Source organism: Sinomicrobium kalidii (assembly GCF_021183825.1).
GTDB classification, from domain to species: domain Bacteria; phylum Bacteroidota; class Bacteroidia; order Flavobacteriales; family Flavobacteriaceae; genus Sinomicrobium; species Sinomicrobium kalidii.
In genome coordinates, this window is the sequence record NZ_CP089211.1 from 369,577 (window position 1) to 385,387 (window position 15,811).

Genomic DNA, 15,811 nt, shown 5'->3' on the forward strand with positions numbered 1-15,811 from the left:
GAGATTTGTCCATTTGGGGTATATGGCCTTACAAAATCTTATCTTCCGTCCGTTCACATGGCATCCGCAATTCGTGTAAAGGAAAAATCCATCGGGGATGACACATAAAGTAAAACAGAGAACTTTCATAACAATTTTAGCGTATTTAGTCTGTAGAACTTATAGTTGTATATGACTTGATATGTAGAATTAAAACTACAGATTAGCCTTACAAAAACAGAAGTGCCTAAAAATTAAAACTTCAAACACATAGACTATAAGTTGCTGTTAATAAGTGTATTATAAAAACAAAAAAGCTAATGCTGTAGTGTATAAATATCTATGATCCGATCCGCCCAAAAGGTTCTTCCGAAGCTTATTTAAGTGTAGGACGAACATCGCAACGGCAAAAATTATTAATTTTAACTCAGATAAAGTAACCGTATAACACCGTAATAAGTATTCCAGAGCCCCCTCTATGGAAAGATATTTTACCAGGTTATTGGTAGTGCTACTACCCCTTGTTTTTTTTTCAATCGCCACTGCTAAACCGTTTCAGTTCAAAGATTATATTTTTAGATGGTATACAGACAGTGAGGGACTTCCCCAGAACAGTATCAAGGATATTTTTTTTGATATCCACGGTTATTTATGGCTTTCTACAGAAAGCGGCCTTTCCCGGTTTGACGGACGTAGTTTTAAAAACTTCAATGATGCCAACATTTCGGGGGTCACATCGAACCGCATGAGCTTTTTCTATGGCTCTTTCCGTTCAGATAGTGTGTTCATCTCCAATATACATAAACAGACATTTCTGATCAGTGACCGTACTGTGCGCCACATCGCTCCCCCCGATCCTCTCTACAACAAAGCCAAAAGTTTCATTGCCAAGAATCCGTTCAGACCCGGAAATATACCGGACAGCAATCACTTTATAGGCCGGGGAAAAAGTGCCATTCTGCAACAGCACTGGAACAGATATTACTGTATTGAGAATAATAAGATATCGGAATATAACAGCCGGAACTGTATCTTACATACATACCACTACCAATTAAAGCATCAGGACCAGGCTTTTATATACAATGATCAGTTATATATCCTTACCGATGAGAATAAACTGATACGATACGCTGAGGGACATTGCCATACACTATCTTATAAAATGAGGCCGGGGGGAAAACCGCTTGTTTACACCAATACTATTTCAAACCAGGTTTTTCTCTACAACCAGGACACTCACAATTTATTTTATGTTGAAAGGATATCGGACATCCTGATCACAAAACATATCTTATCGGACTTCAACCTGCAAAAAGAAGCTATCAAGTCCATATATTTTGATGTGGTAAACGACATTCTATACCTGGGTAGTTTGGCCCGGGGACTGTGTATCGTAAAGAAACGCTATTTCGGGAACATATCAACCGGTTACGGGAATATTGACGATGTAGAATATGCTGTAGCCAAACTCAATGATTCCGTTATTCTGGCAGGTTCCGGGGCATTGATCGAAAACCGACAGCTCACAGGGCACAACAAACAACTAAGCCGGGCCAACAAATATTTTATCTGCCGGGACAGGAATATGGATTTATGGATGAAAAGAGGATCGGTGTTATACCGGTTTAAAAAGGAGGACCAATACCACTCCTTTGATCAATGGCATTTTGACAAACAGATCAACACGCTTTACCTGGACAAGGATCAGAAACTCTGGATAAGCACCTCTTCAGAAGCCACCCGGTCCAGTGACCTCTTTTGCCTGGATGTGCTCTCCGGCGCTCCGGAGCCCTTAAAAAAAGATAGATTTCATTTCAGGATCACCTGTTTGGGAAAACACAGGGATTCCATCTTTTTCATAGGCACCGAAACGGGCCTGTACCGGTATTACCCCGAAAGGGCCCCGGCAGAAACAGAAAAGATCAAAGCTCCCGGAATTGCAAATATCAGGGAAATACAGGCTATGGGCAGTGACACCTGGATCACCACATACAATAAGGGTTATTTTTTGTATCGCAACAACGAAATAACTTCCTTCCCGCTCGATCACAACAATGCCCTTGCTACATCACATACCGTGATCGATGATAAAAACGGATTTTTCTGGATTACGACGAATAAAGGTCTTTTCCAGGTTTCCGGGCAAAGTATTGACCGGTATATTAAAAATAAGAAAGCGGTCCCCTATTATCATTTTTATGATAAAAGCTCCGGGTTTGCCAGTAATGAATTTAACGGAGGCGGATTCCCCAACAGTGCCGTTCTTCCTAATGGAGATATATACGTCCCCTCCCTGGCAGGTTTGGTTTATTTCAATTCCCGGGAGATCAAACCCGTTCTCCCCACCGATCATCTCTATATCGACGAATTGAGAATAGATAACCAAAGTATCCGGGTAAGGGACTCTTTTACCATTAAACGGGATTTTAAAAGACTGACATTTCTGACCTCAAGTCCTTATTACGGAAACCGGGCCAATAACAAGGTCGAAGTAAAACTGGAGTTCAACGGGACAAAAGAGCAAAACTGGGCACTTCTTGGTGAGGACATGTCCATTTCATATACCAACCTTGCCCCGGGAAAATATATTTTTACAGCCCGTAAAAAAACGGGGTTCGGTTCAGACTATGTATATAGCCAACTTTCCTTTTTTATTCCGTTTCCTTTTTACCAGACCTCCTGGTTTAAATTCAGTGTCATTATCTGTTTACTGCTGCTTACCCATCTGGGTGTAAGGCTCCGGTTACAATACATTAAAAATAAAAACGTGCTCCTGAAGGACAGCATCAATGAACACACACGCCAACTAAACGATACCATAACAGCATTGAGAAAGACCAAAGACAATCTGAGCAAACAGAATGAGAGTCAAAAGAAACTAATTGCCACCATTACTCACGATATTAAAAATCCCCTGGGATATATCGCTTATGTCAGCCAGCAGACCTATCACCTGTTCGAAGGCAGGGACAAGAACATGAAAGACCATCTGAAATCCATTTACACCTCTTCCAACCAGTTATCCGAGTTGGTCACCAATTTACTCGACTATGCCAAGGTATATGACAGTCCGGTAAACAACAAACCCCGGATTTTCAACATACACCGTTTAACGGAACAAAAAATGGCCCTTTTTAAAAACCTTGCGGAATCGCAACGGACCCGGATCATAAATTCCATTCCGCCCCATCTCGAAATTATACTGAACAAGGCGTTTGTTTCCATCATTATACACAACCTCATGGACAATGCCGTAAAAAATACCTTTAACGGCGTCATAACCGTAGACTGTGTTGTCAAAAGCCGGCAGATCGTCATTTCCGTGCGGGACACAGGAAAGGGCATGCCCCGGGAAGTCCTGCAATACTACCGGTCTTACCAGTTAAATATCGACGACGAAACCTATAAAAAGAAACACAAAGGAATGGGTATAAAGATCATATCGGAACTGTTGATCATTATGCGGGGAAGACTTGAGATTCAAAGCAGACCGGGCAAAGGAACACATATCAAAATAATATTTGACACCCCCGCTTATAACGATTTTTCATAAATATTAAATAAGGAGATGAGGGAAGCTACATTACTGACCTGGAGTTTTCCAAAAATCCTGTGCTTATAGGTACTTACGGTAGTGGTACTCAAATTGAGACTGTCGGCTATTTCTATGTTGCCCTCGCCTTTGACCAGCAATCTTGCCACTTCCATTTCCCGGCCGGACAACACATCCAGTTTATTCAGCGGACTATTGCTAAGCACAGAATCGGTGATCTGATCTCTTATGGTATTGCTTATATATTTTTTGTTTTTTATGATGGTGTGTATGGCCCTCTGCATCTCTTCTTCCGAACTCAATTTGTTGAGATATCCATCGGCTCCGGCATGTATATACCTGAGTGCAAACTTATTCTCATTAAGTCCCGAAAAAACCAGCACTTTCGTTTCCGGGGCCTTTACCTTGATGTAACCAAGCAGTTCCAGACTGCTGCCTTTCGGGAAGTGCACATCCAGGATCAGTAAGTCAAAAAACTGATTGTTGATACAACTAAACGCTTTGGAAATGGTCTCAGCCTGGAAAACAGAGACATTGGTCAATATTTTATTCAGAATAATAAGAACGCCCTGTCTTACGACAAAGTGATCGTCAACAAGTAAAATTTTCATTTTTAAGGGTAGGTTTAGGGGTTGAACCTATGTATGTTGTAATTTGAGATTTTATATTGGTATTATATCTCTAAAAGCGATATTTTAGCAATACAAATCTACTAATTATTTTGTTTCAACCTCTTTAAATCCCATATTGAGAATATAAATATAAAAACTAAACCTTGTTTCTTTATTTTATCCCCCGCCTTTAACCCTATTACTCCATGCCATTATTTTCCAAAAGGTAATCTGTGATCAGGGTATATAAATGCCGCTGTGTATTCGCTCCCTCGTAAATCCCGTGGGAACGGTTGGGATAAGACATCATACGGAATTGCTTGTTATGCCGTATGAGTTCGTTGACCAGGTATTCCATGTTCTGATAATGCACATTGTCGTCTCCTGTTCCGTGGATGATCAACAAGTTGCCTTCCAGGTTTTTTGCATGGGTAACGGGAGAGCCTTCGATAAAATCCTCCCTGTTTTCCTGCGGTAACCCCATATAGCGCTCCTGGTAGACATTATCGTAAAAAAGCTGATTGGCCACGGCGGCTACGGCCACCCCGGTCTTATAAATTCCGGGATACCGGAACATCAGGTTCAGTGTCATTGAACCGCCGCCGCTCCAGCCCCATACGGAAACCCTTTCTTTATCGATAAAATCCCATTTCAGCACCTCTTTTGCCGCGAGGGCCTGGTCGTTGGTATTCAGTACCCCTACTTTCCCGTAAATACTCTTGCGCCACGCACTGCCTTTAAGCGAAGGTGTACCGCGGTTGTCCATATTTACAATTACAAAACCTTTCTGTGCCAGGAATATATCGTACAGACCGATCCAGGTGTCCGTGGCCATTTGTTTCCACGGCTCCCCGTAGACATGGAAAATGACCGGGTATTTTTTTGAAGGGTCAAAATCCGACGGTTTTGTGATCCTGCCATCCACTTCCACACCTTCCGGAGTGTTGACCTTAAAAAATTCTACGGAAGGAAATTCCAGTGTTTTTAACTTATTTTTCAGCTTATTGTTAGCTACCAGTGTACTTGTGGTCTTGTGCCCTGGTAAACCGATAAGTCTGGTGGTAAGCGGAGTTTCGGTATCGGTATGGTTATGGATCGCGTATTTCCCGTTGGGTGAAATATTGTACGTATTCACACCGCTGAAAGATTCGGGAGTCAACCGTTTCATTTTTCCCCTGCCGTTAAGGGGCACACTGTATAAATACCGCTGTGTGGGATCATCAGGTGAAGCGCTGAAATAAATATCTTTTCCGGTAATGGCATAATATGCAGCTACGTCAAAATTACCGGGGGTGAGCAGGGTTTGTGCTCCGCTGTTGATATCTATCCTGTAAATATGGCGCCATCCGTCGGTTTCGGTCATTCGCAGTAATGCCGAATTATTGTCGGTAAGCAGAAAATCATTATTTCCCCATTGGCCGGACGACAGGTCGGGATACCTTAAATCCACCCAGGTATCCTCGGTTTCGGCATATATTTTTTTCAACCTTCCGGACGAGGGCCTGTAGGTATAAATATTGAGCTCGTTCTGCTTCCGGTTTAATTGCTGAACCAGCAAAAGGTCGTCGTTCACCCACTGCATGGCCGGCAGATAATGCTGTACGGCATCTCCGGGTACGGGAATCCAGGTGATTTTCCCGGAATTGACATCGACCACACCGACTTTAGCCGATGAAGGGTCATAACCTGCTTTCGGATATTGCAACGGAACAGGTTTTGAATAGACCGAATCCGTATTGTTGATCATATAAAATGTCCCGATCTCAGAGGCATCCAGTTGCCAGAAAGCTATCTTTCCGGCATCCGGGCTCCAGCTAAACCCGTCGCGCATCCCGAATTCTTCTTCGTATACCCAGTCAAAGGTGCCGTTAATGATGTCACCATTGCCATCTTCGGTAAGCTGCGTTACTTTACCGGTAGTAAAATCCTCCTTATAGATATTAAAATCGTGAACATAAGCTACAAAGGCGTTATCATCCGAAAATTTTGCGAACATCAACGAAGATGCGGGAAACTCCTTTCCTATCTGTTGTAATTTGCCGCTGTCAAAATCATACACCCAGTAATCCCCCCTGGTATTGGAACGCCAGACCCTGCCGGAATTGGTAAAGATCAATACTTTTGTTTCGTCCGGACTCAGGGTAAAATCTTCTATCCGCAAGGCCTTATCCCTGCCTTTCGGGGTTATTTTATCGGCAGACAGGTACACACTCTTCCTGTTGTTCCTGCTGACATACCTGATAAGCTGGTCTTCCCCTTCACCGGAAGGTTCAATAGTCACAAAAGCATCGCCGTCCTCCACCCAGAAGACAGGTCGTTGCCTGTCTACACGAAATTCCGAAGAATTATAGATACGGTCTATGGTGAGTAGTGAATCGGTTTGCTGTGCACACAGCAATGCCGTTCCCGCCATGGAGAAGGCAAAAAGAAGGATGTATATTTTACTCATCTTCAAAAGGATATTCGGTTTACAGGTTTTTAAGTTCTTCTATCGCTTCGGGGGTCTTGGCCAGCGGTTCTCCCAGAAGCCGGCTGCCGGATTCCGTAATCAGGAGGTCTTCCTCCACCCGGACACCTCCGAAACTTTTAAATTTTTCCACTTCGTCGTAGTTTACAAAATCGGTGTATTTTTTCTGCGACCTCCAGGAATCGATCAGAAACGGGTTGAAGTAAATCCCGGGTTCTACCGTAAGCACATATCCCGGTTCCAGCGCCTTGCCCAGTCTAAGGGATTTAAGGCCGAACGCCGTACTTTTCTTCAAATCTTCCGTATACCCCACATACTCTTCACCCAGGTTTTCCATATCGTGCACGTCCATGCCCATCATATGTCCCAGTCCGCACTGAAAAAACAGGGTGTGGGCCCCTGCGGCAACGGCTTCTTCGGTATTTCCTTTCATCAGTCCCATCTCCTTGAGTCCTTCCGTAAGCCTGGTACAGGCCAGCAGGTGGATATCCTTAAACCGGACCCCGGGCTTTAAAGCTTCGATAGCCGAATTATGTGCGTTTAAAACAATATTGTAAACCTGCTTCTGTAACGGGGAAAAACTTTTTCCCGCCGGAAACGTCCGGGTCATGTCCCCGGCATAGTTCATCGCGGTTTCGGCACCGCAATCACATAAAATAATATCGCCTTCCTCTATCACGGCCTGAGTGGCATGGTTGTGCAGGTACTGGCCGTTTTTGGTAAGGATTATGGGAAAGGAAATATTTCCTCCGCCTCCTATGGCAATAGCCTGCAGATCTCCCGCAATTTCTTTCTCCGTTTTTCCCGGAATGGCGTTTTTTATGGCATAAGTATGCATTTTTGCGGTAATGTTTACCGCCTTGTGGAGTTCTTCGATCTCTTCGGGGGATTTTACGGAACGCTGTTTGGCCACGGCCCTTATAAAAGCTTCCGATTTATTACTTTCGACTTGCCCCACGGGCATATCCAGTAAATTACTCAGCTGAATCGCAGTTTCCCCCCGGTATGGCGGAAGGTAATGTATTGTGTTGCCCTTTTGTTTTTGTTGCTTTATGAAAGCGGAAAGCTCCTTAAACGGTTTTACAGCAGTAATACCCGACCTTTCGGCAAATTCAGAAAGAGGTGCTACGGCACCTGTCCATACCATTTCTTCGGGGGTGGGATCGTCACCGAACAGGATCTCCCGGTCATTTTCAATATCGATGACAAAATAAATATCGGGAATATTGTTTATTCCGGTATAATATAAAAAACTACTGTCCTGCCGGAAAGGGTACCAGTTGTCTTTGTAGTTCATACTGCTCTCCCCGTTGCCGGGGAACAATAAAATACCTTGTTTAACTTCTTTTTTTAATTGCTGCCTTCTGGCGGTATATGTTGTACTTGAAAACATTAAAACTGTAATTTTAAAAATTATTTGTTTGTTTATTTTTACGGACCGATGACGGGGGACATTTCATATTGCTTTTTATAATTTGTAAATGCCGAATATTGAACCGTAGAATCTGAAGTGTTATGAATCATGGCTCTTAAAACCTCATCATCGGGTATTTGTCATTTATTATTCCCCGGCATGGTTTTTACTTCCTTCACATCGATGTAATACATTTTTTCGATAGCTTCTGGGCGGAACAAAAGGCGCTGTTCCGCATTCACTTTTACACTTTGCCATTCCCTGCCGGGGATAATCCGGATGTCTGCTTTTTCACTGTGTAAAGACAAAGGTAAATTAAAACCGTCAATACAATCGGTCCACTTATAAAATACCTTGTTGTTCTTATTATCCGTATAAATATTCAGTCCGGGAATTTGTGTGGTGGTCAGGTATTGTGCAAATACTTTCGAATAATCATAACCCGCCTTTTCCGAAATGTACTGCAATACCCGGTTGCCGTCTACCGTTTGGTGGTAGAAGATTTTATTGAGTCCGGCCAGGATATCCCTGAACAGTTGGTCGTTGTTAATGCTGTGCCGTATGGTATGCAGCATATTGCCTCCCTTGGCGTACATGTCCCCGCTGCCCTTCGCATTAACCCCGTAAGGGGGAATGATGGGCCTGTCGTTCCTTATGCCCTGCCTTATTCCGTAATTGTACCGGTTGCCGGCTTCCTTACCGAACATCGACTCTACAAAAAGAGTTTCGCTGTAATTGGTAAAGCTCTCATGGAGGTACATATCGGCAAGGTCGTTGCTCGTGATGTTATTGCCAAACCATTCGTGCCCGCTTTCGTGGACCACTATAAAATCCCATTTCATCCCGAGTCCGGTACCCGAGTCGTCCCGCCCGCGATATCCGGGTTTGTAGTGATTGCCGTACGCTATGGCCGACTGATGTTCCATTCCCGTATGTTCCGTCTCCACCAGTTTATAACCGTCTTCATAAAACGGGTAAGGGCCAAACCAGTATTCAAAACTGTCCAACATGTTATGTACTTCGGCAGGCAGATAGTTCTTCGCTTTTTCCAGGTTATAGTCCAGCACCCAGTAGCTTAAGTCCAGTTCTCCCTTTTTCCCCGGATAAGTTTCGTTAAAGTTGACGTAATGCCCAATATACGGAATGACATTATAGTTATTGATCGGGTTTTTCACTTCCCATTTATACGAAGTTTTTCCGTTGGCATATTGCTTCCTTTCCGTCAACCTTCCGTTAGCCACGGCTGTTAAATCAGCGGGAACGACCATGGTAAGGGATACCCCCTGATCCGGTTCATCGCTCTGGTGATCTTTGTTCGGATACCAAACCGACGCCCCCAGCCCCTGGCAGGTAACCGTCATCCACGGCCGGTTGAGAGAGTCCCTGGTAAAGGTCCATCCGCCATCCCAGGGGGCACGTACAGCCTCACGGGGTTTACCGTGGTAAAAGACCGTTACGGTGTTTACCGAATTTACTGGCTGCGGCTGCGTCTTTACATGCCATGCATTTCCTTCTCTGGTAAAGGAAAGCCTTTGACTCTCGTTATAAATAATACTATCTATCCGAAGAGGTTCCTGCAGATCGATCTGCATCACATCGGGGTGTTGTTCTTTTACCGTGTTGTACGTTATGATATTTTTTCCCTGTATGCGCTTTTTGTGAAAATCGGGGATTACGGTAATGTCATACCGTTGTACGTCCCACCAGCCCCTTTCGGTATTCAGGGTACCCCTCAGGCTATCGGCTCGGGTAAACGTTTCTTCATGTTCCTGGGCCATGCCGTGGAACGTAATCAGCAGGAAAATCATAAAATACTTTGTCCTCATTATTTATGCATTAATTTAGTGATACTCCGGTTCAGTATATTTTGTCCCACGAAGGCGGGGTTACTCCCTGCAGTTTTTTTACAAAGAAGTCCTTTCTTTTCCTGTTCCCGTAGGTTCCCCCTGAGGAGTGGGACATGCCGGGGATCACCACCAGTTCAAAGTCTTTCCCCGCTTTTATCAGGGCATCGGCAAACTGCATGGTCGAAGCGGGGTCTACATTATCGTCCACCTCCCCTACGATCAACAATAAATCCCCGTTCATTTTTCCGGCGTTTTCGGTATTGGAACAGGCGGCGTAATGCGGACCGACGGGATATCCCATCCACTGCTCATTCCACCATATTTTGTCCATACGGTTGTCGTGGCATCCGCAGGAAGCAACCGCAGCCTTATAGAAATCAGAATTAAACACTACTGCTGCCCCTGCGTTCTGTCCGCCGGCAGACGTCCCGTGAATCCCTACCTTATTCGTGTTCATGTACGGGTATTTCCGGGCTGCTGCCTTTATCCACAGCTTCCTGTCGGGAAAACCGGCATCCTTCAGGTTCTTCCAGCACACATTGTGAAACGCCTTCGAGCGGTTGGATGTTCCCATACCGTCTATCTGCACCACAATAAAGCCCAACTCTGCGAGATCGGACATTCCGCGGTAAAGGGTTTGAAAACTCTTGGGTACAAAAGAATCATGCGGACCTGCGTAAATGTATTCAATTACCGGATAATCCTTTTCCGGATCAAACGTGGTGGGGCGTACTATAACTCCCCAGATATCCGTTTTGCCGTCCCGGCCCCTGGCGGTAAATACTTCCGGCATTTTCCATCCCGTGGCCAGCAGTTCCGAAATATCCGCTTTTTGTAAATTCAGGACTTTCTTTCGGGTTGCCGCACTTTTTAAGACAGCTACCGGCGGTGCATCAACCCGGGAATACCGATCGATATAATACTTGTGATTCGCTGAAAAAGTAACCTTGTGGTTTCCGTTTTCCCGGGTAAACCGGACAAGGTTCCCGCCATCGAAATCCACCCGGAAATAATGCAGTAAATAAGGGTCCTGATCCTTATCCAGTCCGCCGGCGGTGAAATAGACCTGCCGCTTTTCTTCATCAACCTCAATAACGTCCCTTACCGGCCATTTTCCTCCGGTGATCCGGTTTTTCACCTTTCCGGTCTCCGCATCATACAAATACAGATGGTTCCAGCCGTCGCGTTCGGAAGCCCAGATGATCTCCTTATCGTTCCCGGTATCGTACCTGAACTTCTTGCCGCTGTAGTCTATAAAAGTCGGACTGGTTTCATTGACAATAACGCTTACTTTCCCCGTACGGGCATCTACCGATAAAACGCGATATACCTGGTGCCCCCGCTGGTTGTATTCAAAAGTAAAGGCGCTGTTGTCTTTCTTCCATTTAAAACCGGATACGCTGTATTGCCGGTCGAAGAGATCAGTATCTATAACCGTATGTTTTTTTGAGTCCACATCAAATAATTGCGGACTACGAAAAGGTAACTGGTCCCCCGGTTTGAGGTAATCGCGCGATTCCAGTTCCGGCTGAAACTGTTCATCGGGCCTGGACCGTACGAAATAAATCTTATGATCTTCCCCGGGACGGACTTTGTACGCCAGTATTTTTTTACTGTCGGGCGACCAATGTATATAAGAGGAATAAAAAAAACCCGCAGAGCCATCAAAACTCAGTTGCGTTTCTGTTTTGGTTTCGGGGTTTCTGATGTAAAGGTTGTGATTCCTTATAAAGGCCACCCGGGAGCTATCCGGCGAAATTACCGGGCCGTTCCCGGATTCGTCAAAACGGTTTCCCCAATATCTCCTTTTTCCTTTTTCCTTCTTTTCAAGTGTCCGTAACACTTTGATCCCGTAATTATCCAGGTTACATGCAACCTTCAAACTATCGGTTTGAAACACCAAAGTGTCTTGTTTAAAGTGAAGGTGATCCATATCCAGTTGGTGGGCATCCACATTCTTTTCGAGCAATTTGGCCAATTCCGAAGCCAGTTTTTCGTGGTCAAAAGCTTTTTGTTGTGATACGTTCCGGGTTGAGACCAGGAGATATTCTATACCCTGCTTTGTATTGTTTTTATACCAGCAGAGGCTGTCGCCCTGCCAGTGAAAGACATCCGGTGTGTTATAAACCTTGTTTTTGAATAAGGTATCTACGGCGGCAGATCTTTTATATTCCGCTACGGTACCCTGAGCGTGCAAAGCACTAAAAAGCAGCAAATAAAGGCCGGCTAGAAATAAGGTTTTCATCACAGTATTTTTGCTCATAAACCTATAAATAATTGGCAGGTCTCCGTGAATGTATATTAGCAAAAGCTGATACTTTATTAACATGAACAACAGGGAAAATGTAAAAATAATGTGGTTTTAATACGATTTTGGTGTTTTGGAAGCGAACAAAATTAAAGAATTGCCCGAAACCGTGTATTGCAAAGATTAAAAAGACAATTCCCTTTTAAGGGTTTTTTAAAAGTTTACCGTAATAAATTTGGGTATACCCGAAATATTTTTAACATAATCCTGTTGGTTTCACATCTCTATCGGGTATACTCTCTTTATTAAGTTTAAACCGGGAAACAGGTTTTCCATAAGGAAGATCTCTTATCCGGAAAATTACGACCAATCATGAAAATGAATTGTATTATTACAGAGGATCCCGGGGTACAACAAATGGCTATTGCCGGGTTTGTCGACAATAACAGCGCGCTTCAACTCATTTTTATGCGAACACATACATCCTTTGTTGTTAACCCGGACAAGATAACCTGGTATAACAGCAACAGTGCAGCGGTTTATGATACGTTCCTGCCGCTCAGCAGAAACCGTAAAGTCCGGCTCGCGAATCGTCTGGACTATGCCCCTGCCGTCAATATGACCGACACCGGAAGTTTCTCTCTTCATAATCTTCAGAAATCCATGTAGCTAAAACAGAACGGCTGAACTTCATAACACATTTACAGTGAACAATATGCATTGATTTCTTACGTTTTTATTTTGAAAGCACTGCAAATAATATTTGCACTAATCTGAACCAACTACCTTATAAAATGTCGACGCAGCAAGAAAACCATGATAAATATGATCAGGTCTTTTTCAAAGTAAGAAAGATTTTAGAAGACCGGGATTATAAAGCGTTTAATATGTTTATAGACCATCATATAAAGACCCGTGATGTTCGAATACTTCATACGATACTATTAGGTATGCACCATGACAAGAACAATCAACATGTCAGTCCAAAATACCGGGCTGTTCACAATGAACTGAAAAAACGGACCAATGCCTTGTGACCTTCAGTCAGGCTATAAAGTGTATCATAAACCGAGTTACTAAATCATTAGATGTTACAGGAAGTTCTTCAGAGTCCTTTGCCGGGATTTTAGATATATTGAGGACCTTTATGGTTGAAACCTGTAACCTCCGGCTTGCAACCTGCAGCGTATAATACCTTTTCATTTCCACATTAACACGTTACGATAATTTTTACATAATCCACAACTTTTTGTCGTGTACCAGGACATAAAGTACAAAAAAGCACGGGACCAAGTGTAAAACCCCGTGCGCATCATCATTAAATAAACAAATCAACTAACAAATCACAACTTATGAAGAAAAAGTAGTGTCCCGTATTTTCATGTAAGCAGAGAATTCCGGGGGCAATGCCCTATGCCTTGCCTGTTTTACCCCCGGCTCTCCTCAACTAACCCATCAGAGTATATCAGTTTCAGGAATTAGTCAGAAGGTTAGTTGTATCCTTCCAGGAATACCCTGGTTAAAATTGCCGCAATGACTACCAGTGCCACGACAAGTACTATGTAAAAGAAACTGTTCCTGCGCTTTAACTTTACCACTTATTAATAATTTATCATTAAAACAAGGGCACGGGGATGGACACACCCCTCGCGCCCTTTCACCAAAAAATTAACTCAACTAATCCAAATAATATGTGAGAACAAAAGTATTTAGCGGTTATTTTCTGATGATCTTTTTTAATCTTCATCCTGTTTATTTGTCCTTTTAAAATTTTCTATGCCTTCCCTGAGCCAGGCGCGGTACTGCTCAATATCCGGGTTATACGCCGTTGATGCGTTCAGTTTGTTTTCTTCGTGATCAATCAGCACATATAGCGGCTGGGCGTTGGCCTTATAATGTAATTGCTGGAATTCACTCCATTTCTGTCCTCTGTATTTCAGTTCTTTCCCTGTAATTTCAGATACTACACGTTCCGCTTCCGGCAGCGGGCGTTTGTCATCGACATACAGGGATACCAGTACAACCTCGTTCTTCAGGATATCCAGTATTCCCGGGGCTGCCCACACCCGTTCTTCCATTTTCCGGCAGTTGACACACGCATAGCCGGTAAAGTCCAGTAGTACCGGTTTATTCACCTTTTTAGCATACGCCAGCCCTTTGTCGTAATCCGTAAAAGCCGGGATATCATGTGGACCCGGCTCAGCGCCATCCGGCAAAACTTTCCCGGGTGTCTCCGGCAGTATACCAGCCTTACTATACCCCACGCCATAAGGTGATTCGCTGTATTGCAGGGGTGGTGGAAAACCACTGATGAGCTGCAGCGGGGCTCCCCACAGTCCGGGAAGCATATAGACCGCGAAAGCAGCAGAACACAGTCCAAGTGCCAAACGGCTTACGGAAATATGTCCCGCCTCGCGGTCAAGGGGCAATCGTATTTTACCCAGCAGGTACAAGGCCATAACACCGAAAATAACGATCCATATGGCCAGGAAGGTTTCTCTTTCCAGCCAGTGCAGTTGCAATACCAAATCGGCATTGCTCAGGAATTTAAAGGCAAAGGCCAGTTCCAGGAAGCCCAGGGTTACCTTTACCGTATTGAGCCATCCGCCCGACTTAGGCATAGCCCGTAACCAGCCCGGAAAGGTGGCAAACAGGGCAAAGGGCAAGGCCAGGGCCAGTGAAAACCCCAGCATACCTACCACCGGGGCTATTCCTCCCCGCGTAGCGGCATCTACCAGTAGTGTCCCCACTATGGGACCTGTACAGGAAAAAGAGACAATGGCCAGGGCCAATGCCATAAACAATATGCCTGTGATCCCCCTTTGATGCGCCCTGCTGTCTACCTTAACCACCCAGGAATGGGGCAAAACCAGTTCAAAAGCCCCCAGGAAGGAAAAAGCAAATACTACCAGGAGCAGGAAAAAGAACAGGTTGAACCACACATTGGTAGAAAGCGCATTCAGGGCCCCGGCACCGAATACAGCCGTAACGGCCGTTCCCAGCAGAACATAGATGGCCATAATGGAAATCCCGAACAATATACCGTCCCTCAGTCCTTCGCCCCTGCTTTTGGCACGTTTGGTAAAGAAGCTTACGGTCAATGGGATCATCGGGAACACGCAGGGCGTAAGCAGAGCAGCGAAACCACCGAGAAAGCTGAGCACAAAAATACGCCACAACTCCGGCCCGCCCGTTTCCCCAGGAGCCCCGGAAGCCCGGTCGCCCGGTAAGCTTTCTGTCTCCTCCCCGTTTTCCCGGGAAAGCCCGAATTCCAGCATATCATCTCCTGTTGCAAGGGTATTTCCCGCTCGGTAACTGTAATTCACCTTCCCGGTGACTATCAGGTCTTTCGGCAGCTCTTCGGCAATAACCAGCTGTTTAAAGTCCGTCCTGCCGGTATAACAGGCTATTTCCCGTTTTACAAGCGGGTCATAAGCACTGACTGCCTTCGGTTGCTTCGTACTGCCTATAAATACCAGTTTATTTCCGGGATTATTATACGTAAAGGTTATCCCGTAAATCTCTTCCCCGTTGTAGAGACGTTGTCCTTCCGGGATATCCGCCGTGATGCGGAGCATGTACTCCGTATCCGAAAGCCGTTCGGTGCGGGTTTGCCATACAATACTATCCTGGGCAAACAGGCAAACGGTCCCGAAAAGGAGATATACTGACAAATATCTTATTATAAA

Annotated in this window: 8 protein-coding genes; 2 read left to right on the top strand and 6 right to left on the bottom strand. The window is 44.6% G+C overall.

From position 1 onward, the window contains the following. The first annotated feature begins 457 nt into the window (after positions 1 to 457). On the top strand, positions 458 to 3,535 hold the full coding sequence (locus tag LS482_RS01315; RefSeq protein WP_233029936.1) for a sensor histidine kinase: 3,078 nt from the start codon (positions 458 to 460) through the stop codon (positions 3,533 to 3,535). Here LS482_RS01315 and LS482_RS01320 read toward each other — a convergent pair. The 5 genes from LS482_RS01320 to LS482_RS01340 all read right to left on the bottom strand — a co-directional run bounded on the left by LS482_RS01320 (position 3,517) and on the right by LS482_RS01340 (position 12,119). After that, on the bottom strand, positions 3,517 to 4,146 hold the full coding sequence (locus LS482_RS01320) for a response regulator (RefSeq protein ID WP_233029937.1): 630 nt from the start codon (positions 4,144 to 4,146) through the stop codon (positions 3,517 to 3,519). The two genes, LS482_RS01315 and LS482_RS01320, sit on opposite strands and share 19 nt — an antisense overlap. Positions 4,147 to 4,345: 199 nt before the next feature. Continuing rightward, positions 4,346 to 6,595, bottom strand: coding sequence for a S9 family peptidase (locus tag LS482_RS01325; RefSeq protein ID WP_233029938.1), 2,250 nt, complete (start codon positions 6,593 to 6,595; stop codon positions 4,346 to 4,348). Positions 6,596 to 6,614: 19 nt separating this feature from the next. Then, entirely contained in the window at positions 6,615 to 8,006 is a 1,392-nt protein-coding gene (locus tag LS482_RS01330) for an aminopeptidase P family protein (protein ID WP_233029939.1), read from the bottom strand. A 161-nt stretch (positions 8,007 to 8,167) separates the two neighbouring features. Then, positions 8,168 to 9,853: a M1 family metallopeptidase gene (locus LS482_RS01335; protein ID WP_233029940.1), complete on the bottom strand. Its 1,686-nt coding sequence runs from the start codon at positions 9,851 to 9,853 to the stop codon at positions 8,168 to 8,170. A gap of 31 nt (positions 9,854 to 9,884) precedes the next feature. Further along, complete coding sequence (locus LS482_RS01340) at positions 9,885 to 12,119, bottom strand: S9 family peptidase (protein ID WP_233029941.1); 2,235 nt, start codon at positions 12,117 to 12,119, stop codon at positions 9,885 to 9,887. Positions 12,120 to 12,494: 375 nt separating this feature from the next. Here LS482_RS01340 and LS482_RS01345 point away from each other — a divergent pair, with 375 nt between their 5' ends. After that, positions 12,495 to 12,791: a LytTR family DNA-binding domain-containing protein gene (locus LS482_RS01345; RefSeq protein WP_233029942.1), complete on the top strand. Its 297-nt coding sequence runs from the start codon at positions 12,495 to 12,497 to the stop codon at positions 12,789 to 12,791. Positions 12,792 to 13,858: 1,067 nt separating this feature from the next. Here the strand turns inward: LS482_RS01345 and LS482_RS01350 are convergent. Continuing rightward, entirely contained in the window at positions 13,859 to 15,796 is a 1,938-nt protein-coding gene (locus LS482_RS01350) for a protein-disulfide reductase DsbD family protein (protein WP_367890588.1), read from the bottom strand. Positions 15,797 to 15,811: the final 15 nt, after the last annotated feature.